This window comes from Klebsiella sp. 141198, from assembly GCF_050600785.1.
Taxonomy (GTDB): Bacteria; Pseudomonadota; Gammaproteobacteria; order Enterobacterales; family Enterobacteriaceae; genus Klebsiella; species Klebsiella aerogenes.
Window position 1 is genome coordinate 263,852 of sequence record NZ_JAQIRM010000003.1, and the last position, 22,782, is coordinate 286,633.

A 22,782-nucleotide genomic window follows, 5' to 3' on the forward strand; every position below is an offset into this window, starting at 1 on the left:
CTAAGTGGTACCGTTTTTCGACTAGTGTACTCCTGAAGCGGCCCGAGCACCTTGATCTCGGGCGCAACAAAAGCGGCCGCTTTTCTGAAAGCGTCCGCTTTTGTTGCCACTTCCTGTCACTTTACACGATACGCGCGAAGCCTGCCGCTAAATCCGCCAGCAGATCGTCAACATTTTCTAAACCTATGTGCAGTCGAATAAGGGTACCGCTGAAATCCACTTCCGCCTCGGGGCGGATGGCCGCGATATGTTCCGGCTGGTTGGCGAGGATCAGCGATTCGAACCCGCCCCATGAGTAGGCCATGCTGAACAGACTGAAGTTGTCCAGATAGGCTGCCAGCTCGGCGTCGGTGAGGCGCTTATTGAGAACGAAAGAGAACAGGCCGCTGCTGCCGCTGAAGTCACGCTTCCAGAATTCGTGGCCCTTGCTGCCCGGCAGCGCCGGATGATTGACCCGCGCCACCTGTGGGTGCTGCGCCAGCCATTCGGCGACGCGCAGACTGCTTTCGTGATGTTGGCGCAGGCGGACGCCAAGCGTGCGTAAACCGCGGCTGGTCATATATGCGGTGTCGGCATCGACCATCTGGCCCATTAGATAGGCGTTTTCACACAGTTGCTCCCAACAGCGGGCGTTGGCCACTGCGGTGCCGATCATTCCGTCGGAGTGGCCAATTAAATATTTCGTTGCCGCCTGGATAGAGATATCGATACCAAAATCGAGCGCTTTAAACAGCACCCCTGCCGCCCAGGTGTTATCGATCATGATAATAGCTTCCGGCGCGACGCGGCGCACGGCGGCGACGATGGCCGGCACATCATGCACTTCCATGGTGATCGAGCCGGGGGATTCCAGAAACACGACTTTAGTATTGGGTTGAATCAGGTTGGCGATATCCGCGCCGATGAGCGGATCGAACCAGCCGGTCGTCACCCCGAGCTTCGCGAGGATCTTAGTGCAGAAGTCCTGGCTGGGCTCATAGGCGGTGTTGGTCATTAACACGTGGTCGCCCTGTTCGACGAAGGCCAGAATCGTGTTGGCGACCGCGGCCGCGCCGCAGGGGAAGAGGGCGCAGCCGGCGCCGCCTTCCAGTTCACACATGGCTTCCTGCAGCGAAAAGTGGGTCAGCGTGCCGCGGCGGCCATAAAACAGCTCGCCTTTGGCGCGATTACGGGTGGCGTGTTTTTTAGCCTCGACGGTATCGAACACCAGCGATGAGGCGCGTTGGATAACGCTATTCACCGAACCCTGAGTATATTTTTTGCGGCGCCCGGCGTTGACCAGCGCGGTATCAAGATGTTTATCAGCCATGTTATAGAAACCTGTTTTTATACGTCTGGACGTCTAAACTACCATGAATACCGGTTTGTGTACCGGGCCGCAAACGATACAGGCAAAAATTTTCCCGAAACCGGCGTCAGCCGCTTTTTTACTGCGTAAGCGCAAAGAAAATAAACGTGATTTGCTGCACAGTGTAAATACTAATGAGAACCACTATCAATTCGATGTCGTTTTGATATTATTATGCTCAGTTTTTGTGATTGACGTCCTGGAGAAACAGTGTGGGTAATAATTTGATGCAGGCGGATCTCTCCGTTTGGGGTATGTATCATCACGCCGATATTGTCGTTAAGGTTGTGATGATTGGCTTGATTCTGGCTTCAGTAGTCACCTGGGCTATCTTCTTCGGCAAGGGTGCCGAAATGTTGTCCAGCAAGCGTCGCCTCAAGCGTGAGCAGCAGCAGCTCAGCGAAGCGCGTTCTCTCGATCAGGCTAACACTATCGCGAATGGATTCCATGCTAAAAGCCTGACCACTCAGCTGATTAACGAAGCCAATAATGAGCTGGAACTGTCGGCAGGCGTGGATGACAACGAAGGCATTAAAGAACGTACCGGTTTCCGCCTTGAGCGTCGCGTGGCGCAGGTTGGCCGCTACATGGGCCGCGGAAATGGTTATCTGGCAACCATCGGCGCTATTTCCCCGTTCGTCGGTCTGTTTGGTACCGTCTGGGGCATCATGAACAGCTTTATCGGTATCGCGCAAACGCAGACGACTAACCTGGCGGTTGTCGCGCCGGGTATCGCGGAAGCGCTGCTGGCAACGGCCATTGGTCTGTTTGCCGCGATTCCGGCGGTGGTTATCTACAACGTTTTCGCCCGCATGATTGCCAGCTACAAAGCGTCTCTCGGCGATGTGGCCGCGCAGATTATGCTGCTGCAAAGCCGTGACCTTGACCTGAACGCCAGTGGTTCTCAGCCGCTGCGTCCGGCGCAGAAATTACGGGTAGGTTGATCCGCTATGGCGATGCATTTTAACGAAAACCTCGATGATAACGGCGAAATGCACGATATTAACGTCACGCCGTTTATCGACGTCATGTTGGTGCTGTTGATTATCTTCATGGTGGCGGCGCCGCTGGCCACCGTGGACGTCAAAGTCAACCTGCCGGCCTCATCCAGCCAGCCGCAGCCGCGTCCGGAAAAACCGATTTACCTGTCGGTGAAGGCGGACAAATCGATGTTCCTCGGCAACGATCCGGTGACCGAAGAGAGCGTGATTGCCTCGCTGGACGCGCTGACTCAGGGTAAGAAAGACACCACCGTGTTCTTCCGCGCCGACAAAACCGTCGACTACGAGACGATGATGAAAGTGATGGATACGCTGCATCAGGCCGGTTACCTGAAAATTGGTCTGGTGGGCGAAGAGACCGTCAAAGCGAAGTAATTTCCCCCAGGATTTCTCCCGAAAGGCCAACACAGTGTTGGCCTTTTTTATTTCCCTACCGACTGCGTATCGTTTTGATATGGGCCAGCTGCGATATAATGGCGGCCATTTTTACAAACTGACAGGACCTTATGGAACGCTTTCTGGAAAACGCTATTTATGCTTCGCGCTGGCTGCTGGCGCCGGTTTATTTCGGCCTCTCGCTGGGGCTTATCGCGCTATCGATAAAATTTTTTCAGGAGATATTCCACATCCTGCCGCATATCTTCAGCGTCAGCGAGTCGGATCTGATTCTGACGCTGCTTTCGCTGGTCGATATGACGCTGGTGGGCGGGCTGCTGGTGATGGTGATGTTTTCAGGTTATGAGAACTTCGTCTCGACGCTGGATATTAACGAAGGCAAAGAGAAGCTCAACTGGCTTGGCAAAATGGATGCGACATCGCTGAAAAACAAGGTGGCGGCGTCGATTGTGGCTATCTCTTCCATTCACCTGCTGCGGGTGTTTATGGATGCGAAGAACGTGCCGGATAACAAGCTGATGTGGTACGTCATTATCCATCTCACCTTTGTGCTGTCAGCCTTTGTGATGGGCTATCTCGATCGCCTGACCAAGGTAAAGCACTGATGTGACAACTTACCCGGCAGCCTCGCGCCGCCGGGTAGGGGCATTACGCCTGGCGTTTGTCTTCGGTCTGGGTGTCGAAATCGCGGGCATCATGGCGCTCGTGCAACTGTTCGTCGAGCGGGCCATTGGTGCGGTTAACCATCTGTCCGCGCTTCACCGCCGGGCGATTGCCCACGTCCTGCGCCCAGCGCAGCACGTTAACGTAACTGCCGGCATCGAGGAATTCCGCGGCGTTATAGACGTTGCCCAGCACCACGTTGCCGTACCACGGCCAGATAGCCATATCGGCAATGGTGTACTCTTCTCCGGCCACAAAGCGCCCGCGCGCCAACTGCTTATCCAGCACGTCGAGCTGACGTTTCGCTTCCATAGTAAAGCGGTCGATCGCGTACTCGATTTTCACCGGCGCATAGTTATAGAAGTGGCCGAAGCCGCCGCCGAGGAACGGCGCTGCGCCCTGTAGCCAGAACAACCAGTTCAGCGTTTCGGTGCGCCCGGCCGGGTCTTTCGGCAGGAAGAAACCAAATTTTTCCGCCAGATATAACAGGATGCTACCGGATTCAAATACCCGGGTCGGCGGAGTGGTGGAGTGGTCGCTCAGCGCCGGGATCTTCGAGTTTGGGTTCACTTCGACAAAGCCGCTGGAAAACTGATCGCCTTCGCCGATACGAATCAGCCAGGCGTCATATTCAGCGCCAGCCACGCCCAGCGCCAGCAGCTCTTCCAGCATGATAGTCACTTTCTGCCCGTTCGGCGTGCCCAGCGAATAGAGCTGCAGCGGGTGATTGCCAACGGGCAGCACTTTCTCATGCGTCGCGCCGGAAACCGGACGGTTGATATTGGCGAATGCGCCGCCGTTATTCTGTTTCCATTCCCATACTTTCGGTGGTTGGTAGTGATTGTCGGACATACTGACCTGCCTCTTTAGTAAGGTGTACAAAAATAGTGAGGTGTACAAAAAAGTCTAGCAGCTAATCTCAGGCCATAATCCGTGCGGCCCACACGCTGACGTCATCGCCGCTGCCGAGGTCAGGCTGCACCAGACCGTTGACCATAAACGTCGGCGATACATGGATGCCATTCTGGCGGGCGTATTTACTGTGCCATTTGATTTCGTTTTGCAGCTCAGGGCGGGCAAATGCCGCCGCCAGCGACACGTGGCTGTAGCGTTCAAGGCGCTCGATAATTTGCTGCGGAGTGGTATTCATATTCGGCCCGCTGCAGTGGTCGGTGAATTCAAACTCTTCACGATGATCGGCAACCGCCTGCAGGACTTTGTGCGCCTGCTCTCTGCCGTGCGGCAGGGTGGAGGCGGCCAGCACGCAGCGCACTATCACCCCGGAAAACAGATGCCACGGCTGGGACTGCAGGCGAATCTTAATCGTGACGTTCTCGGCGCCCACTTCATCCAGCAATTCATCGAGTTTATTGAAGGCGCGAACGGAAAACGGACAGGTTGGTTCGAGGAATACTTCAAAAGTCCGCGGGCCGTGTCCCCAGACCAGCGGCTGGGCATTGAGATGCGAAGGTGCGCTCATTGTCGACTCCTGATGTAGTGATGTTTTTTGTTATGTGTTGGCTAACAATATCACTTTTGCCAATAGACGCCGGGTTATTTTCTATAAGGGCACGTTTAGCGAATCGAATGAGTGGTATCATCTTTTCACCTCTGTCTGGTAAGTGCCTGCGGCAGGATAAGAAGAGGGAGTTTTGTTCCGCCAACTGCCCGGGCTGCATTAATTTGAGGTCAGGCTAAATGAGTAAAGGATCGACCAGTATTGACGCCCCTTTCGGCACGCTTTTAGGCTACGCGCCGGGCGGCGTGGCAATTTATTCTTCGAATTACAGTAGCTTAAATCCACAAGATTATCCGGATGACGCCGCTTTCCGCAGCTATATCGGCAATGAGTATATGGGGCATAAATGGCAGTGCGTAGAGTTCGCGCGGCGCTTTTTATTCCTCACCTACGGCTTTGTCTTTACCGATGTCGGTATGGCTTATGAAATCTTCTCGCTGCGCTTTCTGCGCGAAGTGGTGAATGACAACATTCTTCCCCTGCAGGCCTTCGCCAACGGCTCGCGTCGTCCGCCGATCGCCGGCTCGCTGCTAATCTGGCAGAAAGGCGGCGAGTTTAAACATACCGGCCACGTGGCGGTGATTACGCAACTGGTAGGGAATAAGGTCCGTATCGCCGAGCAAAACGTCATTCACGCGCCGCTGCCGCAGGGCCAGCAGTGGACCCGCGAGCTGACGCTGGAAGTGAAAGACGGCGTCTACACCATCAAAGATACCTTTACCGATACCGAAATTTTAGGCTGGATGATCCAGACCGCCGATACCGAGCACAGCCTGCCGCAGCCGGTGCTGCCGGGCGAGGAGATGAAAATCAGCGGCGCGCGGCTGCCGAATAAGGGCCAGTTCCGCGGTAACTGGCTCAATGAGAAAGACGCGCTGCAAAAGGCCTATGTTGAAGCCAACGGTCATTTCATCAATCAGGATCCCTACCAGTACTTCACCATCAGCGAGAGCGCCGAACAGGAGCTGATTAAAGCGACTAACGAACTGCACCTGATGTATCTGCACGCCACTGATAAGGTGATGAAGGATGACAACCTGCTGGCGCTGTTCGATATTCCGAAAATCCTTTGGCCGCGCCTGCGCCTCTCGTGGCAGCGCCGCCGACATCATATGATTACCGGGCGCATGGATTTCTGCATGGACGAGCGCGGGCTGAAGGTGTACGAATACAACGCCGACTCTGCCTCTTGCCATACGGAAGGTGGATTGATCCTCGAACAGTGGCTGAAACAGGGCTATCGCGGTACCGGCCATAATCCGGCGGAAAATCTGCTGGAGGAGCTGGCGGGGGCGTGGAAACACAGCCGCGCGCGGCCGTTCGTGCATATCATGCAGGATAAGGATCTTGAAGAGAACTACCACGCCCAGTTTATTCAGCGTTCGCTAACCGAGGCGGGCTTTGAGAGCAAAATTCTCTTCGGTCTTGATGAGCTGCGCTGGGATGCTGCCGGACAGCTTATCGACGGCGATGGCCGCCTGGTTAACTGCGTGTGGAAGACCTGGGCATGGGAAACCGCCATCGAGCAGGTGCGTGAAGTCAGCGCCGAAGAGTATGCGGCGGTGCCGATTCGTACCGGTCATCCGCAAAATGAGGTGCGCCTGATTGACGTCTTGCTGCGCCCTGAAGTATTGGTATTCGAACCGCTGTGGACGGTTATACCCGGCAACAAGGCGATTCTGCCGGTGCTGTGGTCGCTGTTCCCGCATCATCGTTATCTGCTGGATACCGATTTTGTGGTCAATGACGAGCTGGCGAAAACCGGTTATGCGGTCAAACCGATCTCCGGGCGCTGCGGTAATAACATCGATCTGATAAGCCCGCACGATGAGGTATTGGATCAGACCAGCGGGCAATTTGTCGATCGCAAAAATATTTACCAGCAGCTGTGGTGTCTGCCGAAGGTTGACGGCAAGTACATCCAGGTGTGCACCTTTACGGTGGGCGGCAACTATGGCGGAACCTGCCTGCGCGGCGATGATTCGCTGGTGGTGAAGAAAGAGAGCGATATTGAGCCGTTAGTCGTACTGAAAGACAACGAGTAACGGCCGCAAACCGGGCAGCGGCTAGCATCGCTGCCCGGCACCTGCAAAGCTTCAACGTACAACTAACACAACAACAAGACAGAAAAGGAAAAGCATATGCACGATCGGCGCCTCGCCGCCCGCGCGGGTGAACTTAAGCCCTCCGCCGTCCGCGAACTTCTCAAACACAGTAAACTGCCTGGCGTCATTTCGCTTGGCGGCGGTATTCCGGCTCCGGAACTGTTTGATACCGAAGGTCTCAACCTCGCGGTGCAAAAGGTGATGAGTGAACGTTTTAATGATGCGTTCCAGTACGGCCTTACCGAAGGTTATCCGCCGCTGCGCCAGGCGGTGAGCGAAATCTGCCAGTCGCGCGGCGTGGCCTGCTCGGCAAGCCAGGTGTATATCACCTCCGGTTCGCAGCAATCGCTGGATATCGTCGCCCGCACGCTGCTCGATCCGGGCGATGCGGTCGTCGTTGAACGTCCGACCTACCTTGCCGCGCTGCAGGTATTCCAGCTGGCGCAGGCGAATATCCTGAGCGTCGATACCGACGATAACGGCATGCTGGTTGAACAACTGGCCGATCTGCTGGAAACCACTAAGGTTAAAGCGGTCTATCTGGTGCCGACATTTGGCAACCCTGGCGGTAAAACCCTCAGCGACGATCGTCGCCAGCGGCTGGTGGCGCTAGCGAAGCAACATGATTTTGTGATCATCGAAGACGATCCCTACGGCGAAATCAGCTTCACCGATAAAGTGCGGCGTCCGCTGTATCAACATGCGATCGAACAAGGCTGTGAGGATCGGGTGGTGTACACCTCCACGTTCTCCAAGATCCTCGCGCCGGGAATGCGTATTGGCTGGATCGTGATGCCGGAATGGCTGGCGCACCAGGCGGTGATCGTGAAGCAGGCGGCGGATCTGCATACTAATATGCTCTCTCAGGTTATCACCGCTGAGTATCTGGGAATGAATCGCCTGAACAATCAGATCGCCCTGATCCGCGAAGACTACCGCAAGAAGTGCGTGGCGCTGGCCGAGGCACTGGAAAGCCGTCTTGGCGAGCATCTTGAGTTTAGCCGCCCGGAAGGGGGAATGTTCCTGTGGGCCCGCTTCCGCTATCCGTTCGATACCATGGCGTGGTTGAATAAGACGCTGGAAAACGGCGTGGTTTACGTACCTGGCGAAGCGTTCTACAACGATAATCCGGATACTCGCACCCTGCGTCTTTCCTATTCGACGGTTTCTGAAGCCGGTCTGCTGACCGCCGTCGAACGTCTGGCTAAATCGCTGTAATCTTTTGTCTCCGCACCGATGACCGGTGCGGAGAGCTTTAAATCGGGGGAGGGATTACTCCTGCTCGGCGATGCGATCGTCAAGCCAGATAAGCATCAGAGAAGAGAGAAAAGCGACAGCAATAGTGCCAATAAACAACAACATAAAAATTTCCTCAGGGGTTTTATTATTTTTCTAATGTAACCGGTGAGTGGCTATTTTTGTTTGCAATGGTGATTTTGGTGTCATGCTGCGCTGTTGCAAGGGTGAAAAAATCATCAGCGTCAACATCGAAGTTCAGTACTATTTCCCGGTACTTTCTGGCATTAACAAGTTCTTTAGCTTCTTTCATACTACTGGCGATAATAGTAGGCATCAGTTTCATCTCAGTTTGAAAACTAGCAGCAAAATAAAAGCTTGTTCGTATCAGATCAACATTTTTTTGCTACTTTACACATCACCAGAAAGCCTGTCTTTGCGCAATCGTAACCAGAGTGGGAGCGTATGCAGAAGCGGAGGCCAGATGCCCCCGCTCACCGTCTTAAAGCTGATACTGCCAGGAGAACAGGAAGCGCTTTTCGGCTTCATTGAGATAGGTGTTGTTATCCTGCACGTAGGTCATAAATTTCACCGAGTTGTGCTCGGTCAGGTTATATCCCACGCCGACCCCGGCGAAATAACCTTTATAGTTATCGCCATCCTCGTTTTTCGAGCCATACGCTCCCCCGGCGAAACCTAACAGGCGCAGATCGGCGCTCAGTGGTTTCAGGACAAATGCGCCGAGATAGCCGCTGCTGCCGGAGATATTCGTCGATTCAAAACCGTTCTCCGGCGACGGCATGCCGTTAAAACCCGACTGCGAACAGGCGCTATGTTGATCCTTATTACAGGCCATATGGTCGCCGGTATTATAGGTATAACCGGCCATCGGGAATATTTGGAAGCCTGCTGGTTCAAAGCCAAAATAACTGAGCGGCAGGAACGTGCCGATAGAATAGTTGGTTTGTGAGGAGTCATCGGGATAAACATTTTTCCCAAAGTTAAAGTTAAAAATACCAATGGGAAATAGCCATGAACCGCCGACGCGCCATTCCGTGGCGTCGCTATTAATACGCACATTGAGTTTCCGCGCTTCGTCAAAGGCCAGCGAGCCGGAAAATGCGAGATTGCTGTCGTCCAGATCGTAGTTATCTGACCACGTCACGCCGAATTTGGTGGTCACTTTAGTCGGGTCATCCGCCGATTTCTCGGCGTTGGTTTTAACTTCCTCCGTCTTGGCAAAGAGCGCGCCTGGCAGCAGACCGATACACAGTGCGCATACCGGGAGATATTTAATAAGCATAAAAATTCACAATTTCAAAAAATCAAATACAACAAACTACTGTACACGACGATATTCATCGCTAATATCGCCGATATATTTAATTTTGCATTTCACCGCCGGCACTAGTTAATTATTCGAAACTTCATAAATAACCCGCATATAGCGGGTTATTTATGAAAGAGGGTACGTAATAATATTTATAGCAGGCCAATCTCTTTCGCGGTGCGGTCAACGGCGCGCTTGGTTTTTTCAACCAGTTCATCGAGTTCGCTATGTCCGGCAATCAGCGCCGGCGCCATGATCATGCGCCCCAGCGTCGAGCGAATAATCACCCCTTCTTCAAAGCCGATGGTGCGACAGCGCCAGGCCAGTTCGTTCTCGTTGGCAAAGCGTTTGCGAGTGGCTTTATCTTCAGCAAACTGCAGGGCAGCCACCAGCCCGGCTCCCTGCACCTCGCCAATGAGCGGATGATTTTCAAACACTTCGCGCAGCGTTTTTTGCAGATAGGGGCCGCTATCGGTACGAACTCGGGTAACGTGGTTTTCATCGCGTAAGGCTTTCAGGTTGGCAATCGCCACCGCGGCCGCCACCGGGTGGCCGGAATAGGTCAGGCCGTGTGGGAAAACGCCGCCTTTTTCCACCAGCACTTCCGCCATGCGTTTGCTCAGTACCAGCCCGCCCATTGGTACGTAACCGGAGGTTAGCCCCTTGGCAATCGACAGCGTATCCGGTTCAAAACCAAAGTACTGATGCGCAAACCACTCGCCGGTACGGCCAAAGCCGCCAATCACCTCATCGGCGCACAGCAGCACGTCATATTGCCGGCAGATACGTTGGATTTCCGGCCAGTAGCTTTCCGGCGGGAAGATCATACCGCCGGCGCCCTGGAACGGCTCGGCGATAAAACCGGCGACGTTTTCCGCGCCCAGCTCAAGGATCTTCTCTTCCAGCTGGCGGGCGCAGCGCAGGCCGAACTCCTGTGGCGTCAGGTTGCCGCCGTGCATAAACCAGTAGGGTTCGTCGATGTGGGCAACGTCCGGGATCACGCCGCCCATTTCATGCATGAACTTCATGCCGCCGAGCCCGCTTGCCGCCAGCGTGGAGCCGTGATAGCCGTTCCAGCGGCCAATCATCACCTTTTTCTCCGGCTTACCCAGGATCTGCCAGTAGCGACGAACGGTGCGAATCAGTACCTCATTCGATTCCGAGCCGGAGTTGGTGTAGATAGCGTGGCTGTAGTGCGGCGGCAGCAGGCTGAACAGTAGCTCGGAAAGCTCAATCACCGCCGGGTGGGTCGTGTGGAAGAACATATTGTAATAGGGCAGTTTGGCAAACTGCGCCGCGGCGGCGTCCGCCAGATCCTGGCGGCTGTAGCCCAGCTGGGTACACCACAGGCCGGACATTCCATCGAGGTATTTATTCCCGTCGTTGTCCCACAGGTAAAGTCCTTCGCCGCGTACCATGACGCGCGCCCCTTCGGCGTTCAGCGCTTTTTGATCCAGGAAGGCGTGAATATGGTGAGCCGCATCTGAATGTTGGTAATCGGACGTCGAACGGTTCTGATTGCTTGGATTAGTCATTTCGTCTCTCCTGTCTGCTGAAACTGAAACCAGGTGGTTTTGAGGCTGGTGAATTTATCAAAGGCATGTAGAGACAGATCGCGGCCAAAGCCCGACTGCTTGTTGCCGCCAAAGGGAACGGTGACGTCCAGCGCATCGACGGTATTTACCGAGATTGTTCCGGCGGTCAGCTGCGCGGCGACGCGATGGGCGCGGTGCAGATTGTCGGTCCATAGCGAGGCGGCCAGCGCATAGATATGGTTATTCGCCAGATGAACCGCCTCCTGCTCGCTATCGAAGGCGCAAACGGCCAGCACCGGGCCGAAGATCTCCTCTTTCCACAGCGCCATCTCTTCGTTCACGTTGGTCAGCAGCGTTGGCTGAACGTAGTTGGCGACGCCGTCTATTTCCACCGTACGACCGCCGGTAAGCAGCGTTGCGCCCTCGTCTTGCGCGCGGCGGATAGCCGCCATCACTTTTTCGGCATGCGCGGCGCTGACCATCGCTCCCATGCGGGTTTGCGGCTCGAGCGGATGCGCCGGAGCCCAGGCCTGCATTCTTTCCTGTAGTTTGGCAATGAAGGCCGCGTAAATCGGGCGCTCAACCAGCAGGCGAGAGTTGGCAGAGCAGACTTCGCCCTGATTAAAACAAATACCGAAAGCTGCTTTTTCAGCGGCCAGGTCGAGATCCTGGCAGTCGGCGAAGATGATATTGGCGCTCTTGCCGCCGCACTCCAGCCATACTTGTTTCAGATTGGACTGGGCCGAATAGGCCATAAAGGCTTTGCCGACGGCGGTTGAGCCGGTGAAGGCGATGACATCGATATCGTGATGCAGTCCCAGCGCGCTCCCGGTTTCGGTTCCCAGCCCGGTCACCACGTTAAGCACGCCTGGCGGAATACCGGCCTCCAGCGCCAGTTCGCCCAGACGCAGGGCGCTAAACGGCGAGTTTTCCGAAGGTTTGAGGATCACGCTATTGCCGGCGGCCAGCGCCGGACCCAACTTCCAGGAGGCGAGGTCGAGCGGGAAATTCCACGGCACGATGGCAGCAACCACGCCGATGGGCTGGCGGGTAATGGTCGCCAGCGCACCGGGCCTGGCGGGAGCCACCTCATCGTAGAGTTTATCTACGCTTTCTGCATACCAGCTGAGGATGTGCGCGGCGCCGGGTACATCAATGTTCAGCGCATCGTTGACCGGTTTCCCCATGCTGACGCTCTCCAGCAGCGCCAGCTCTTCGCGATGTTGAAGGATCAGCGCCGAGAGGCGCAGCAGCGCGCGTTTACGCTCCTGCGGCGCCAGCCCCGACCAGACGCCGGAAGTAAACGCGCGGCGCGCGGAGGCGACGGCAATATCGATATCTTCCGCCTGCAGCGAGGTGACTTCCGCCAGCAGCGTATTGCTGGCTGGATTAATGGCGGGGCAGACTTTACGGCTTTTCGCGACGTACGGTTGACCATCGATAATGGCGTGGCTGATAAAGCGCTGCTCCTGCAGCCTGCGCTGCCAAAAGTTTCTATCAGACATGAACCTTCTCCTTCGCATGTTGCGTAATTGTTATTTATTTGTTTCTTTGAGTTCATGATGCAGGAGGCCAATGCGGCGAGAAAGGACTAAAAATTGAGGCTACCTCTATAAAAATCGTTGTTAGTCAGGATTGGCGATTTTCTGTGATCGAGGACGGGAGGTCGTGCGTTGTGATGGCGTTCAAAAATCGGGGAGGTGCAATTTTTCAATAAGCTGTAATGCAAAGAGTTTTTATTTGCGGTCCGTTTTCTATAACGAAGGGGCCCGGTGGGTTTTGGCAATATTAAATATTCTCAAATAAAAATATTGAGAACATAAATACTAGTTAAGGCAAAATGAATAACGATGAAACGTTCGACCTCACCAGCGCGTTTTAGTGAGCGTAAGCATAATTAATACGTTGTAATATAAGGTAGTTATATGCCTTGTTTTTTCTCATCCTGCTTATACTGGCCGAAGTACAATCCTCCGGCGCTCGCAATTTTTTCGCCAGGTATCTGTTAATTTTCTGTAAAAATCTGATCGCTGTCGGATTGTTGATCTTTTTCACGGCAGAGGGTTGCAGGCCAGGGTATTCATCGTTTAAAGCTAACCAGCCTGCCTCCTTGATGATAAAAAATAAGGTATCACATGCCCCATTTCACCCTGAAACAGCTCAAATACTTTGTTGCCGTCGTCGAGGCGGAAAGTATTGCTGAAGCCTCACGCCAGCTGCATATCGCGCAGCCGTCAATTTCCATTGCCGTGAAGACGCTGGAAGATATGTTTGAGCAGCAGTTTTTTATTCGCCACCACGCCCAGGGGGTATCAATGACCCCGAGCGGGCAGCGTTTTTATGAAAAAGCCAAAGAACTGCTGCGGCTCTCTTATCAATTCGAGCAAAACTCGAAGGCCGATAATGAGCTGGTCTCCGGGATTATTTCCATCGGCTGTTTCGAGACCGCCGCGCCGCTGTATATGCCATCGTTGATGGCCGGGTTTAAGAAAATTTATCCGGAAATCACCATTAAAATTTACGACGGCGAGCAGCACGAGATTGCTCACGGCCTGCACCGCGGGCGTTTTGATTTGGCTTTTCTCTATGACCTCGAACTGGATACCTCGATTTATACCGAGAGCCTCAACGCGCCGCAGAAGCCCTATGCGTTGTTACCGGCAGACCATCCGCTGGCCCAGCGGCACGCCGTGCGGCTGTCGGAGCTGAGCAATCTGCCAATGATCCTGTTGGATGTGGTGCCGAGCAAAAACTACTTCATCAGCATTTTCAAAGATAAGGGCTACAACCCGCAGGTGGCCTACAGTTCGCCGTCGATTGAGATGGTGCGCTGCATGGTCGGCCAAGGGCTGGGCTTCTCGGTGCTGGTAACGCGTCCGGTGAATGACATGACCTATGACGGCCAGCAGGTTCGCTGTGTGGAAATTCAAGATGAGATGGCGAATTCGGCGCTGGTAATGGCGCACCTGCGCAGTAGTGAACCGACTAAACCCACCAAACTGTTTATGGAATATTGCCGCAATGCGGTGTTGAGCCCACCGCAGCAAGAAGTGAAAGTCGCCTGAATGAGCAAATTTACCCGCCATTAGCGCGGGTAAATATATTCATGTAGTATTTTCTGCGTTTTATTGCCTATAAAAAAACGAAGCTCTGACGATATTTTTATGAGCCTCGAAAGTCATGGTTGTTTTTCCTTTCAAAATCTCATGCCTGAAAAATAAATACTGCGTATTCGCGTGGCGGAAATGGCCTGAAGGCAGGGGGAGACCGCTGCATCATTATTTTATTCTCAGGTACTAAATTTATAATAATTTACCTGTGTATAACGGTTTATTAACCTCGGTCATGAGCAGAACATCATCCGAAGGACACATATATGACCGTAGAAAAAATACAAATCGAGACGCTGGTTGTTGGCGGGGGGCAGGCCGGGATCGCTATGAGCGAGCACCTGAGCAAACAGGGTATTTCGCATCTGGTCGTGGAAAAGAATCGCATTGCCGAAGCATGGCGTACCGGCCGCTGGGATTCGCTGGTGGCGAACGGCCCGGCGTGGCATGACCGTTTTCCGGGCATGGAGTTTAAAGGCGGCGACCCCGATGCCTTTATTGCCAAGGATGATGTTGCGCAATACTTTGTCGATTATGTGCGCGAGTTTAATCTTCCGGTCCGTACCGGCGTGGAAGTCAAAAGCGCGGTGCGTAACCACGGTCGTCCGGGGTTTACCATTGAAACCACCGACGGCGTGATTGAAGCGCTGAATATTGTCGCGGCGACCGGGCCGTTCCAGAAGCCGGTTATTCCGCCGATCGCCCCGCGCGACAGCGCCATCCATCAAATTCATTCGGCGAAATATTACAACCCGCAGCAACTGCCGGAAGGTGCGGTGCTGGTGGTGGGCGCGGGCTCGTCCGGCGTGCAAATCGCCGATGAACTGCAGCGCGCGGGCCGCAAGGTTTATCTGTCGGTCGGCGCCCATGATCGCCCGCCGCGCGCCTATCGTAACCGGGATTTCTGCTGGTGGCTGGGGGTATTAGGCCTGTGGGATGCGCCGGCCAGCGAACCCGGTAAAGAGCACGTTACCATCGCGGTTAGCGGCGCGCACGGCGGCCACACGGTTGATTTCCGCGAGCTGGCGCATCGCGGTATCACGTTGGTTGGTCTCACCGAATCCTTCGCTGGGGGCACCGTCTCCTTTAAAAATAATCTCGTCGAAAATATTCGCCTCGGCGATGAAAACTACCTGGCGCTGCTGGATGCCGCCGATGCTTACATCGCCGCCAATGGCCTGGATTTACCGGAAGAGCCCGCCGCACGGCAATTCTTAGCGGACCCGGACTGCATGACGTCGCCGATCCTGTCGCTCGATCTGGCGCAGGCGGGGATTAACACCATTATCTGGGCCACCGGCTATGCGGTGGACTACAGTTGGCTCAACGTCAACGCTTTCAACGAACAGGGCCGTCCTCAGCATCAGCGCGGCGTCTCCAGCGAACCGGGAGTCTACTTCCTCGGCCTGCCGTGGTTATCGCGCCGGGGATCAACCTTTATCTGGGGCGTCTGGCACGACGCGAAGCATATCGCCGACCATATCGCTACCCGCCGTAAATATAGCCAGTACAAAGACGCCAGCCAGCGTTAATCATGACTTACTGAACAGGATAACCATTATGCCGACCCATACTCGTATTCGGATGTTCAATACCAAAGAGACTTACCCTAATCAGACGCTGGACAATGATTTATGTCAGGCGGTGCGCGCCGGTAATACCGTCTACGTTCGCGGCCAGGTAGGGACGGATTTTGCCGGCAATCTGGTGGGCCTTGGCGACCCTAGAGCGCAGGCGGAACAGGCGATGAAAAACGTCAAACAGCTACTGGAAGAGGCGGGTAGCGATCTGTCGCATATCGTCAAAACCACCACCTATATTATCGATCCGCGCTATCGCGAACCGGTCTATCAGGAGGTAGGAAAATGGCTAAAAGGCGTGTTCCCGATCTCCACCGGGCTGGTGATTTCCGCGCTGGCGCAGCCGCAGTGGCTAATGGAAATCGATGTTATCGCCGTCATCCCTGATGACGTGGCGAAATAAGGAGGCAGAATGACATTTTCGATTGCCGCACGCTGCCCGGAAAGCGGGCAGTTTGGTATCGCGATCAGCTCTTCAAGCATTGCCGTCGGCGCCCGCTGCCCGTGGCTGCAGGCGGGGGTAGGGGCGGTATCGAGCCAGAACATTACCTTACCGGCGCTGGGGCAACTCACTCTGGCGCAGATGGAGCAGGGGCTGACGGCGGAGAAAGCGATGCGCCGGGCGCTGGCGGAAGATGATTTTAGCCGCTATCGGCAGATTATCGCCATCGACGCCAGCGGCCAGACCGCGTGGTTCAGCGGCGATAAAACGCTGGGGACCTGGCATGTTGTGCAGGGCGATAACTGTATCGCCGGCGGTAATATGCTGGCATCTGAAGCGGTGATTGCCGCGATGGCGGCAACGTTTTCGCAAACCGAAGGCGAGCTGGCGACGCGACTGGTTGCCGCGCTGCAGGCCGGTGTAGCAGAGGGCGGCGAGGCCGGGCCGGTCCATTCGGCGGCGGTAAAGGTGGTGGATGATTACTCCTGGCCGCTGGTGGATCTGCGCGTTGACTGGAGTGAAACGGACCCGATTGGCGAGCTGGCGGCGCTGTGGCAGGCCTATGAACCGCAAATGCAGGCTTACGTGACGCGCGCGCTCGATCCGCGGGAGGCTCCCAGTTACGGAGTACCCGGCGATGAATAGTCGATTACAGGATATTCTGGCGCGGCTGCTGGCGTTTGACACCACCAGCCGCGAATCGAACCTGGCGATGATCGACGATATTGCCGATTATCTCCACGGCTTCGCAATCGAAACGCAGCGCTTTTATGATGCGGAAGGGAGAAAAGCTAATCTCTATGCACGACTGGGCCCTGCGGGGCCCGGCGGCGTTATGCTGTCCGGCCACACCGACGTGGTGCCGGTTGACGGCCAGCCATGGACGGTTCCCCCTTTTGCCCTCACGCAACGCGATGGCCGCTGCTACGGCCGCGGTAGCGCCGATATGAAAGGCTTCCTCGCCTGTGTACTGGCCGCCATTCCTGATTTTCTCGCCCAACCGCTACGCATGCCGCTGCACCTGGCTTTTTCCTACGATGAAGAGGTGGGATGTCTTGGCGTACGCAGCCTGGTCGCCCATCTGCAGGCGTCGGCAGAGAAACCGGCGATGTGCATCATCGGCGAGCCGACGGAGATGCGCCCGGTCAATGGTCACAAGGGGAAGCTGGCGATGCGCTGCGATGTTCACGGCCACGCTTGCCACTCCGCTTATGCGCCTGATGGCGTGAATGCGATTGCCTGGGCGGCAAAGCTGATTGGCCGCCTGGACGAGCTGGGCGAGCAGCTTGCGCTTCGCAAGGATTCGCGTTTCGATCCGCCTTTCAGCACCCTGCAGGTGGGGGTGATTAAGGGCGGCGCGGCGTTGAATATTGTACCGCAGCACTGTCAGTTCGATTTTGAAATTCGCCATTTACCGGATGTGTCGGTCGATGACACCCTGGCCTCGCTGCAGGCGTATGCCGAAGGCGAGTTGTTGCCAAAAATGCGCGCGAAGGCGGCGGGATCGGCTATTACCTTTCAACCGCTCAGCCAGTATCCCGGCCTGCTGAGCGACCCGCATTCGGCGTTCGCCGGCTGGCTGGCGCAGTGGGCCGAATGCGAGGATTTTTCAACGGTTGCTTTTGGCACCGAAGGCGGATTGTTTGATGAGGCCGGCGTGGCCACGCTTGTTTGTGGTCCGGGGAGTATGGAGCAGGGGCATAAGGCGGATGAATTTGTTAGCGAGGCGCAGTTGGAAAAGTGCGCGCAGATGTTGAAAAACCTCTGCCGCTGGATGTCAGCTTAAACGCCGGCGCGCCGCAAAGGCGGCGCGCTTTCTTGTGGGCTTTAAATCTTCTCTTTAGCAAAAGCCATGCTTTTAACACTCTTCGCTTTCGAGAAATAATAATAGACCGGTGAGACCACCAATAAACCTATAATCCAGGAGAGATCTGCGCCGCCGAAGGAGAGGGCGATTGGCCCGGTATAAATTGAGGTCGACATAAACGGTACTTCGACCAGAATACCGAGGATATAGCAGGATATTGCCGTTGCATTAAAGTAGCCGTAAATACCGCCATCGCGTTTAAAGAAAGACTCAACGTGATATTCGCCATGGGCCACTAAATAATAATCGACCAGATTAATTGCCGTCCACGGCACCAGCACATACAACAGCACGGTAATAAAGTTGGTGTAGATTAGCAGGAAATTTTCCTGGCCATAGATAGCGAGGAATATCTCCAGCAGCATGGTCAAAATAGCGGTGATAATGCGTGCCCGCGCCATCGGCGACCAGCCGTCGATAAAGGTCTGGCCGAGCGTCAGGGTACAGAGTACGCCGCAGTACAGCATCATCGAGTTGGTGGCGGCGATCCCCAGCGCCAGTACGATAATCACTATCGCCCCCATGCTGCCGGTCAGATCCATAATCCCTTGAATAATATCGTCATTACCGATACAAATCGCCACCAGTACCCCGAGCACCATCGGCAAATAGGAGCCGAGAATGCAGCCAAAATAGCTGGCGTAAAAGACGCTTTTATCGTTGGTGCTGTAGGGCATATAGCGGGAATAGTCAGAGACATACGGCGCATAGGCCAGCTGCCAGAGCGCGGCGATAGAGACGGCGCCGAGGAAACCGACGATGTTGAAGCCGCCGCGGTCGACAAAGTCGCCCGGCAGGCCGTGGATGAAGACTATCCACACGAAGGTTGCCGCCAGTACGATGCCGGAAATCCACGACATGATCCGCGCGTAGGAGTGGATGATCTTATAGCCAAAGATGGTGGCGAACAGGCTTAGCGCGCCGACCACGATAATCCCGATGTCCGAGTTCATCGGCTGATAAATCGCGTGCATCGACTGCCCGCCGAGCACCAGACTGGAGGCGGTAAAGCCGATATACATCAGTACGACGATGGAGACCACCAGTACCGAACCATAGGAGCCAAATTGCCCCTTGGTCTGGACCATTTGCGGTACCCCTAGTTTTGGACCCTGCGCCGAATGCAGCGCCATAAAGAGCCCGCCGACCAGGCTGCCGATAAATAGCGCAATCACTGACCATAAAAAGGAAAGGTGGAAAATCGTCACCGACATCGCGCCGGTGATGACCGTTAACAGCATAATATTGGAGCCAAACCAAATGGTAAAAAGATCGCCTGGCTTGCCGTGGCGCATATTTAAGGGGATAGGTCTGATGGTATTACTTTCAAGATTCTCGACATTAACAGATTGATGTTTTGTCATGGTGCTCTCTCATTATTTTGGTCTTCATCAGCGTAAGAGTGATATTTCAATGAGGAGTACAGCTAATCTACTCATCACAACATTTCATTCACCATTTTTACAACTCTGTATCATTTGCGAAATGACAAAAAATATCGGTGCTGGATATAAAAAAACTGCTTTACCCGGCGCTGGAAAAACGCTGCATTTGTGCGTTTAGTTTTTTTTAGAGTTTTATGCTTCGTGCTTAATTTTTTACTGGCAAACCCGCTGATGGTTTTTTATCGGGCAGATAAAACTCTGCCATATTGCGAAGGGATTAGAATGATGAACCGTAGGGAGAAATAACAATTCACTGTTTTTATTATGGTCTAATGAGATAGATGTTTGACCCCATAAAATAATGGGGAAATAAAATAATTAGCTGATACATCATGACATTAGAATTGTCGTATTGAGTAACCTAAAGTCATACAAACAATAGGGAAAAGGGCGTTATGCGAGGCGCTTCACAATAACCAACAGATAATCAATATAAGGGCAGGAATGCGACATCCTGCCCGAAAATAATTAATAACCGACTTTATAAACCCGCCCGCTTTGGATCCCTTCGACGCTGCGGCGGTAGGCCTGCGCCACCGCTGCGGCCGATACGCTGGAGAAACCGGGGAAAAAGCCGTCATAGGCTTCGACGGATTCACTGAGCACGGTGGGGCTTATCAGGTTAATGCGGATCCCGCGCGGTAATTCACAGGCGGCGGCGCGAACGAAGCCAGCCAGTCCGGCGTTAACGGTGGTGGCATTCACCCCTTGAGCGATGGGTTCATCGGCGACGATGCCGCTGATCAGGGTGATGGAACCGCCATCGTTAAGATAATGCTGGCCGGTGAGGGCGAGACGAATCTGCCCCAGCAGTTTATCCTGCAGTCCCTGGTCAAAATCGCGGTCGGTCATCGTGCTTAGCGGGCCAAAGTATAAGCTACCGGCTGCTGAGACGATGGCATCGACCGGGCCAATTTTCTCGAACAGCGCCTGCACGCTGTGCTGCGAGGTGATATCAACCTGCTCGTCGCCGTGGGTCCGGCCAACGCGGATAACCTCATGTTGGCGGCTCAGTTCTTCCGCAACCGCGCGGCCAACGGTACCGCTGGCGCCAATAACGATAATTTTCATCGCAAACTCCTCAGTGAAGTGAGCCTCTATTCTTTAATTAATCGATTGTCGGATAAACTGGCTAAAAGTTAGATGATTGCTAACCAGGGGTTTGTAATATGGACAAGCTGCGTGGAATGGAGACGTTTGTCGCGGTGGTGGAGTGCGGTAGCTTCACCGGCGCGGCGGCGCGTCTTGAGATGTCGGCGGTGATGGTCGGCAAATATATCGCCTTACTTGAAGGCCAGCTCGGCACCCGCCTGCTGGAGCGAAATACCCGTCGGCAAAGCCTGACCGATGCCGGGCGAGTCTATTTTGACGAGGCCCGACGGGTACTAGAGCAGGTGGCGAATGCCGAGCGTTCGGTTGAAAGGCTACGGCTGGCCCCTGCCGGTACGCTACGGGTGAGCGCGCCGGTTTCTTTCGGCGCCAGCATTATCGCGCCGCTGACCGCCTCCTTTCTGCAGGCCTGGCCGGAGGTACGCGTCGAGCTTGATTTGACGAACCGCATGGTGGACCTGGTAGATGAGGGAATCGATCTGGCGATTCGCATCGGCGACATCCAGCGTACCGATCTGGTAGCGAAATATCTCGCTCCCTATCGTATGGCGATCTGCGCGGCGCCGGATTATCTGGCGCGCCACGGCACCCCGCAAACCCCCGCTGATTTAGCCGGGCATCAGTGTCTTTCGCATACGGTGTGGACCGCGCGCAACGAGTGGCGGCTGCCGGGCGCTGCGGAAGAGGTGCGCTGGAAGCGCGACGCGGTGCTGCGCTGCAACGATGGCTACGCGCTGCGTATGGCGGCGGTGGCCGGCGCCGGGCTGTTATTGCAGCCGGAAGTGCTGCTGGCGGAAGATTTAGCCAATGGCCGACTGGTGCGTATTTTACAAAATTACACCCCGGAACCGAGGCCGATACACCTGCTGTGGCGCCAGGATCTGCGCCCGTTACCGAAACTTACCCGCTTCGTCGAACATTTGTTAAAGGAAGTGAACGGTATTTATAAGCTATGATTATCGTGTCTGATGAAAGCATTCATCGTGAAACAGTAATGGAGGTATGGATAGATGGGATTATTAAGTTTTGTGAAAGAAGCGGGCGAGAAGATCTGGGATGCCGTCTCCGGCTCCAGCAAGGAAGATCAGGCTGACAAGCTGAAAAAACATATTGATAGTCTTAACCTGCCTGGTGCCGAAAAGGTCAATATTGCCGTAGCGGACGATGGTACCGCGACGGTAACGGGCGACGTCGGCTCACAGGAAGATAAGGAAAAAATTCTGGTCGCGGTAGGTAACGTAACCGGGATTGGCCAGGTCAACGATAGCGTTACTGTGACGCAGAGCGGAGCGGAAAGTCGTTACTATACGGTTAAATCCGGTGATACCCTCAGCGCCATCTCGAAAGCGATGTATGGCTCCGCCAATGACTATCAGCGTATTTTTGAAGCCAATAAACCGATGCTGAAGCATCCCGATAAGATCTATCCGGGGCAGGTGCTGATTATCCCGGCGAAGTAAGCCGTGAATCAGGGATTAATAGCAACGTTTTGATGGAGTCTGTAATGGGATTATTAGATCAAATCGGCGGCGTGCTTGGCGGGCAGGCTGGCAAGGCTGAACAACTTCAGGCGATCATGGCCTGGATTGAACAGCAGGGCGGTATCCAGGGGATTCTGGAAAAATTCCGCAGCGGCGGCTTAGGTGAAATCGTCGAGTCCTGGCTTAGTCAGCAGAGTAATATGTCGGTGAACAGCGATCAGATTACCTCGGTGTTCGGCTCGCCTGCGCTGCAGGATCTCGGCGCCAAACTGGGCGTTGATTCGCAAACCGCCTCATCGCTGATTGCGGAATACCTGCCAAAAATCGTCGATGGCCTGTCGCCGCAGGGCGAAGCGCCGGCCCAGGGCGACCTGGTCTCCGCAGGGCTTAATCTACTGAAAGGTAAGTTTTTTAGTTAAGCGCTAGCCGTTTGAGTTTTAACTTATCACATAATACGGGCCTGAATAACGGCCCGTATTTTATTATCCGCCATAAATTCACCGCCTCGCGATTATTTATTCTGGATGACTAATTGACAACTTACCGCTGCGTTGAAAATATCATTATTTAATCTTACCGGAACGGTTATGATAAATTTTTATGATATTTATCGG

At 54.6% G+C, this 22,782-nt stretch carries 22 protein-coding genes and 1 pseudogene; 14 read left to right on the plus strand and 9 right to left on the minus strand.

Features of this window, described 5'->3' with window-relative positions; all coding sequences use genetic code 11:
• Nucleotides 1-121: 121 nt before the first annotated feature.
• Complete coding sequence (gene metC, locus PGR10_RS11155) at nt 122-1,309, minus strand: cystathionine beta-lyase (RefSeq protein ID WP_015369668.1); 1,188 nt, start codon at nt 1,307-1,309, stop codon at nt 122-124.
• 251 nt (nt 1,310-1,560) lie between these two features.
• On the opposite strand from metC, the gene exbB reads away from it, so the two are divergent.
• The 3 genes from exbB (at nt 1,561) to PGR10_RS11170 (ending at nt 3,350) form a co-directional block, all read left to right on the plus strand.
• Nucleotides 1,561-2,292 (plus strand): tol-pal system-associated acyl-CoA thioesterase, encoded by a 732-nt coding sequence (exbB, locus tag PGR10_RS11160; RefSeq protein WP_015369670.1) that lies wholly within the window; start codon nt 1,561-1,563, stop codon nt 2,290-2,292.
• 6 nt (nt 2,293-2,298) lie between these two features.
• The gene (gene exbD, locus PGR10_RS11165) at nt 2,299-2,724 is read left to right on the plus strand and encodes a TonB system transport protein ExbD (protein WP_015369671.1); all 426 of its coding nucleotides are present in this window, start codon (nt 2,299-2,301) and stop codon (nt 2,722-2,724) included.
• A gap of 131 nt (nt 2,725-2,855) precedes the next feature.
• Nucleotides 2,856-3,350: a TIGR00645 family protein gene (locus PGR10_RS11170; protein ID WP_015369672.1), complete on the plus strand. Its 495-nt coding sequence runs from the start codon at nt 2,856-2,858 to the stop codon at nt 3,348-3,350.
• Nucleotides 3,351-3,393: 43 nt separating this feature from the next.
• On the opposite strand, the gene yghU is transcribed toward PGR10_RS11170, so the two are convergent.
• Both yghU and PGR10_RS11180 read right to left on the minus strand, forming a co-directional pair.
• A complete protein-coding gene (gene yghU / locus PGR10_RS11175) occupies nt 3,394-4,260 on the minus strand; it encodes a glutathione-dependent disulfide-bond oxidoreductase (protein ID WP_430923472.1) in 867 nt (288 codons plus the stop codon).
• Nucleotides 4,261-4,327: 67 nt separating this feature from the next.
• Nucleotides 4,328-4,888 carry a DsbA family protein gene (locus tag PGR10_RS11180; RefSeq protein WP_015703498.1) on the minus strand — a complete coding sequence of 187 codons (561 nt, stop codon included), beginning with the start codon at nt 4,886-4,888 and terminating at the stop codon, nt 4,328-4,330.
• A 20-nt stretch (nt 4,889-4,908) separates the two neighbouring features.
• Here PGR10_RS11180 and PGR10_RS11185 point away from each other — a divergent pair.
• From PGR10_RS11185 to PGR10_RS11195, 3 genes and pseudogenes are all read left to right on the plus strand, one after another.
• A pseudogene (locus PGR10_RS11185) lies at nt 4,909-5,030 on the plus strand (hypothetical protein).
• Between the two features lie 76 nt (nt 5,031-5,106).
• Complete coding sequence (gene gss / locus PGR10_RS11190; RefSeq protein WP_271032112.1) at nt 5,107-6,972, plus strand: bifunctional glutathionylspermidine amidase/synthase; 1,866 nt, start codon at nt 5,107-5,109, stop codon at nt 6,970-6,972.
• A gap of 96 nt (nt 6,973-7,068) precedes the next feature.
• A complete protein-coding gene (locus PGR10_RS11195) occupies nt 7,069-8,250 on the plus strand; it encodes a PLP-dependent aminotransferase family protein (RefSeq protein WP_213793595.1) in 1,182 nt (393 codons plus the stop codon).
• Between the two features lie 166 nt (nt 8,251-8,416).
• Here PGR10_RS11195 and PGR10_RS11200 read toward each other — a convergent pair whose 3' ends face one another.
• The 4 genes from PGR10_RS11200 to PGR10_RS11215 form a co-directional block, all read right to left on the minus strand.
• Nucleotides 8,417-8,605: a hypothetical protein gene (locus tag PGR10_RS11200; RefSeq protein ID WP_047078357.1), complete on the minus strand. Its 189-nt coding sequence runs from the start codon at nt 8,603-8,605 to the stop codon at nt 8,417-8,419.
• 165 nt (nt 8,606-8,770) lie between these two features.
• The gene (locus PGR10_RS11205; protein WP_430923473.1) at nt 8,771-9,571 is read right to left on the minus strand and encodes a hypothetical protein; all 801 of its coding nucleotides are present in this window, start codon (nt 9,569-9,571) and stop codon (nt 8,771-8,773) included.
• A 179-nt stretch (nt 9,572-9,750) separates the two neighbouring features.
• A complete protein-coding gene (locus PGR10_RS11210) occupies nt 9,751-11,133 on the minus strand; it encodes an aspartate aminotransferase family protein (RefSeq protein WP_108684040.1) in 1,383 nt (460 codons plus the stop codon).
• On the minus strand, nt 11,130-12,638 hold the full coding sequence (locus PGR10_RS11215) for an aldehyde dehydrogenase (RefSeq protein WP_316424714.1): 1,509 nt from the start codon (nt 12,636-12,638) through the stop codon (nt 11,130-11,132). Before PGR10_RS11215 ends, PGR10_RS11210 begins: the two co-directional genes overlap by 4 nt.
• Nucleotides 12,639-13,268: 630 nt before the next feature.
• Here PGR10_RS11215 and PGR10_RS11220 point away from each other — a divergent pair.
• From PGR10_RS11220 to argE, 5 genes are all read left to right on the plus strand, one after another.
• Nucleotides 13,269-14,198, plus strand: a complete 930-nt coding sequence (locus PGR10_RS11220) for a LysR substrate-binding domain-containing protein (protein WP_015703484.1) — start codon at nt 13,269-13,271, stop codon at nt 14,196-14,198.
• A 311-nt stretch (nt 14,199-14,509) separates the two neighbouring features.
• A complete protein-coding gene (locus PGR10_RS11225; protein ID WP_015703482.1) occupies nt 14,510-15,775 on the plus strand; it encodes a flavin-containing monooxygenase in 1,266 nt (421 codons plus the stop codon).
• Nucleotides 15,776-15,803: 28 nt separating this feature from the next.
• Entirely contained in the window at nt 15,804-16,226 is a 423-nt protein-coding gene (locus PGR10_RS11230) for a RidA family protein (RefSeq protein ID WP_087859803.1), read from the plus strand.
• A gap of 9 nt (nt 16,227-16,235) precedes the next feature.
• Nucleotides 16,236-16,910: a DUF1028 domain-containing protein gene (locus tag PGR10_RS11235; protein WP_015703481.1), complete on the plus strand. Its 675-nt coding sequence runs from the start codon at nt 16,236-16,238 to the stop codon at nt 16,908-16,910.
• Complete coding sequence (gene argE, locus PGR10_RS11240; RefSeq protein WP_430923474.1) at nt 16,903-18,051, plus strand: acetylornithine deacetylase; 1,149 nt, start codon at nt 16,903-16,905, stop codon at nt 18,049-18,051. The genes PGR10_RS11235 and argE overlap by 8 nt, the downstream gene beginning before the upstream one ends.
• Before the next feature lie 41 nt (nt 18,052-18,092).
• On the opposite strand, the gene PGR10_RS11245 is transcribed toward argE, so the two are convergent.
• Nucleotides 18,093-19,496 (minus strand): purine-cytosine permease family protein, encoded by a 1,404-nt coding sequence (locus PGR10_RS11245; protein WP_308957733.1) that lies wholly within the window; start codon nt 19,494-19,496, stop codon nt 18,093-18,095.
• 549 nt (nt 19,497-20,045) lie between these two features.
• Nucleotides 20,046-20,648, minus strand: a complete 603-nt coding sequence (locus tag PGR10_RS11250; protein WP_087859799.1) for a short chain dehydrogenase — start codon at nt 20,646-20,648, stop codon at nt 20,046-20,048.
• A gap of 98 nt (nt 20,649-20,746) precedes the next feature.
• Between PGR10_RS11250 and PGR10_RS11255 the strand changes: the two genes are divergently transcribed.
• The 3 genes from PGR10_RS11255 to PGR10_RS11265 are packed head-to-tail and all read left to right on the plus strand — an operon-like array spanning nt 20,747 to nt 22,587.
• Nucleotides 20,747-21,643, plus strand: a complete 897-nt coding sequence (locus PGR10_RS11255) for a LysR family transcriptional regulator (protein ID WP_015369691.1) — start codon at nt 20,747-20,749, stop codon at nt 21,641-21,643.
• Nucleotides 21,644-21,697: 54 nt separating this feature from the next.
• A complete protein-coding gene (gene lysM / locus PGR10_RS11260) occupies nt 21,698-22,147 on the plus strand; it encodes a peptidoglycan-binding protein LysM (protein ID WP_015369692.1) in 450 nt (149 codons plus the stop codon).
• Between the two features lie 14 nt (nt 22,148-22,161).
• A complete protein-coding gene (locus tag PGR10_RS11265) occupies nt 22,162-22,587 on the plus strand; it encodes a YidB family protein (RefSeq protein WP_373431800.1) in 426 nt (141 codons plus the stop codon).
• Nucleotides 22,588-22,782: the final 195 nt, after the last annotated feature.

Excerpts from the sequence above, each read along its gene's own strand:
- PGR10_RS11225 (WP_015703482.1), top strand. The coding sequence starts at position 14,510 with ATGACCGTAGAAAAAATACAAATCGAGACGCTGGTTGTTGGCGGGGGG.
- argE (WP_430923474.1), top strand. The coding sequence starts at position 16,903 with ATGAATAGTCGATTACAGGATATTCTGGCGCGGCTGCTGGCGTTTGAC.
- PGR10_RS11235 (WP_015703481.1), top strand. The coding sequence starts at position 16,236 with ATGACATTTTCGATTGCCGCACGCTGCCCGGAAAGCGGGCAGTTTGGT.
- PGR10_RS11200 (WP_047078357.1), bottom strand. The coding sequence starts at position 8,605 with ATGCCTACTATTATCGCCAGTAGTATGAAAGAAGCTAAAGAACTTGTT.
- PGR10_RS11230 (WP_087859803.1), top strand. The coding sequence starts at position 15,804 with ATGCCGACCCATACTCGTATTCGGATGTTCAATACCAAAGAGACTTAC.
- PGR10_RS11255 (WP_015369691.1), top strand. The coding sequence starts at position 20,747 with ATGGACAAGCTGCGTGGAATGGAGACGTTTGTCGCGGTGGTGGAGTGC.
- exbD (WP_015369671.1), top strand. The coding sequence starts at position 2,299 with ATGGCGATGCATTTTAACGAAAACCTCGATGATAACGGCGAAATGCAC.
- PGR10_RS11210 (WP_108684040.1), bottom strand. The coding sequence starts at position 11,133 with ATGACTAATCCAAGCAATCAGAACCGTTCGACGTCCGATTACCAACAT.
- PGR10_RS11250 (WP_087859799.1), bottom strand. The coding sequence starts at position 20,648 with ATGAAAATTATCGTTATTGGCGCCAGCGGTACCGTTGGCCGCGCGGTT.
- PGR10_RS11245 (WP_308957733.1), bottom strand. The coding sequence starts at position 19,496 with ATGACAAAACATCAATCTGTTAATGTCGAGAATCTTGAAAGTAATACC.
- yghU (WP_430923472.1), bottom strand. The coding sequence starts at position 4,260 with ATGTCCGACAATCACTACCAACCACCGAAAGTATGGGAATGGAAACAG.
- PGR10_RS11215 (WP_316424714.1), bottom strand. The coding sequence starts at position 12,638 with ATGTCTGATAGAAACTTTTGGCAGCGCAGGCTGCAGGAGCAGCGCTTT.
- lysM (WP_015369692.1), top strand. The coding sequence starts at position 21,698 with ATGGGATTATTAAGTTTTGTGAAAGAAGCGGGCGAGAAGATCTGGGAT.
- PGR10_RS11170 (WP_015369672.1), top strand. The coding sequence starts at position 2,856 with ATGGAACGCTTTCTGGAAAACGCTATTTATGCTTCGCGCTGGCTGCTG.
- metC (WP_015369668.1), bottom strand. The coding sequence starts at position 1,309 with ATGGCTGATAAACATCTTGATACCGCGCTGGTCAACGCCGGGCGCCGC.
- PGR10_RS11220 (WP_015703484.1), top strand. The coding sequence starts at position 13,269 with ATGCCCCATTTCACCCTGAAACAGCTCAAATACTTTGTTGCCGTCGTC.
- PGR10_RS11205 (WP_430923473.1), bottom strand. The coding sequence starts at position 9,571 with ATGCTTATTAAATATCTCCCGGTATGCGCACTGTGTATCGGTCTGCTG.
- gss (WP_271032112.1), top strand. The coding sequence starts at position 5,107 with ATGAGTAAAGGATCGACCAGTATTGACGCCCCTTTCGGCACGCTTTTA.
- PGR10_RS11180 (WP_015703498.1), bottom strand. The coding sequence starts at position 4,888 with ATGAGCGCACCTTCGCATCTCAATGCCCAGCCGCTGGTCTGGGGACAC.
- PGR10_RS11195 (WP_213793595.1), top strand. The coding sequence starts at position 7,069 with ATGCACGATCGGCGCCTCGCCGCCCGCGCGGGTGAACTTAAGCCCTCC.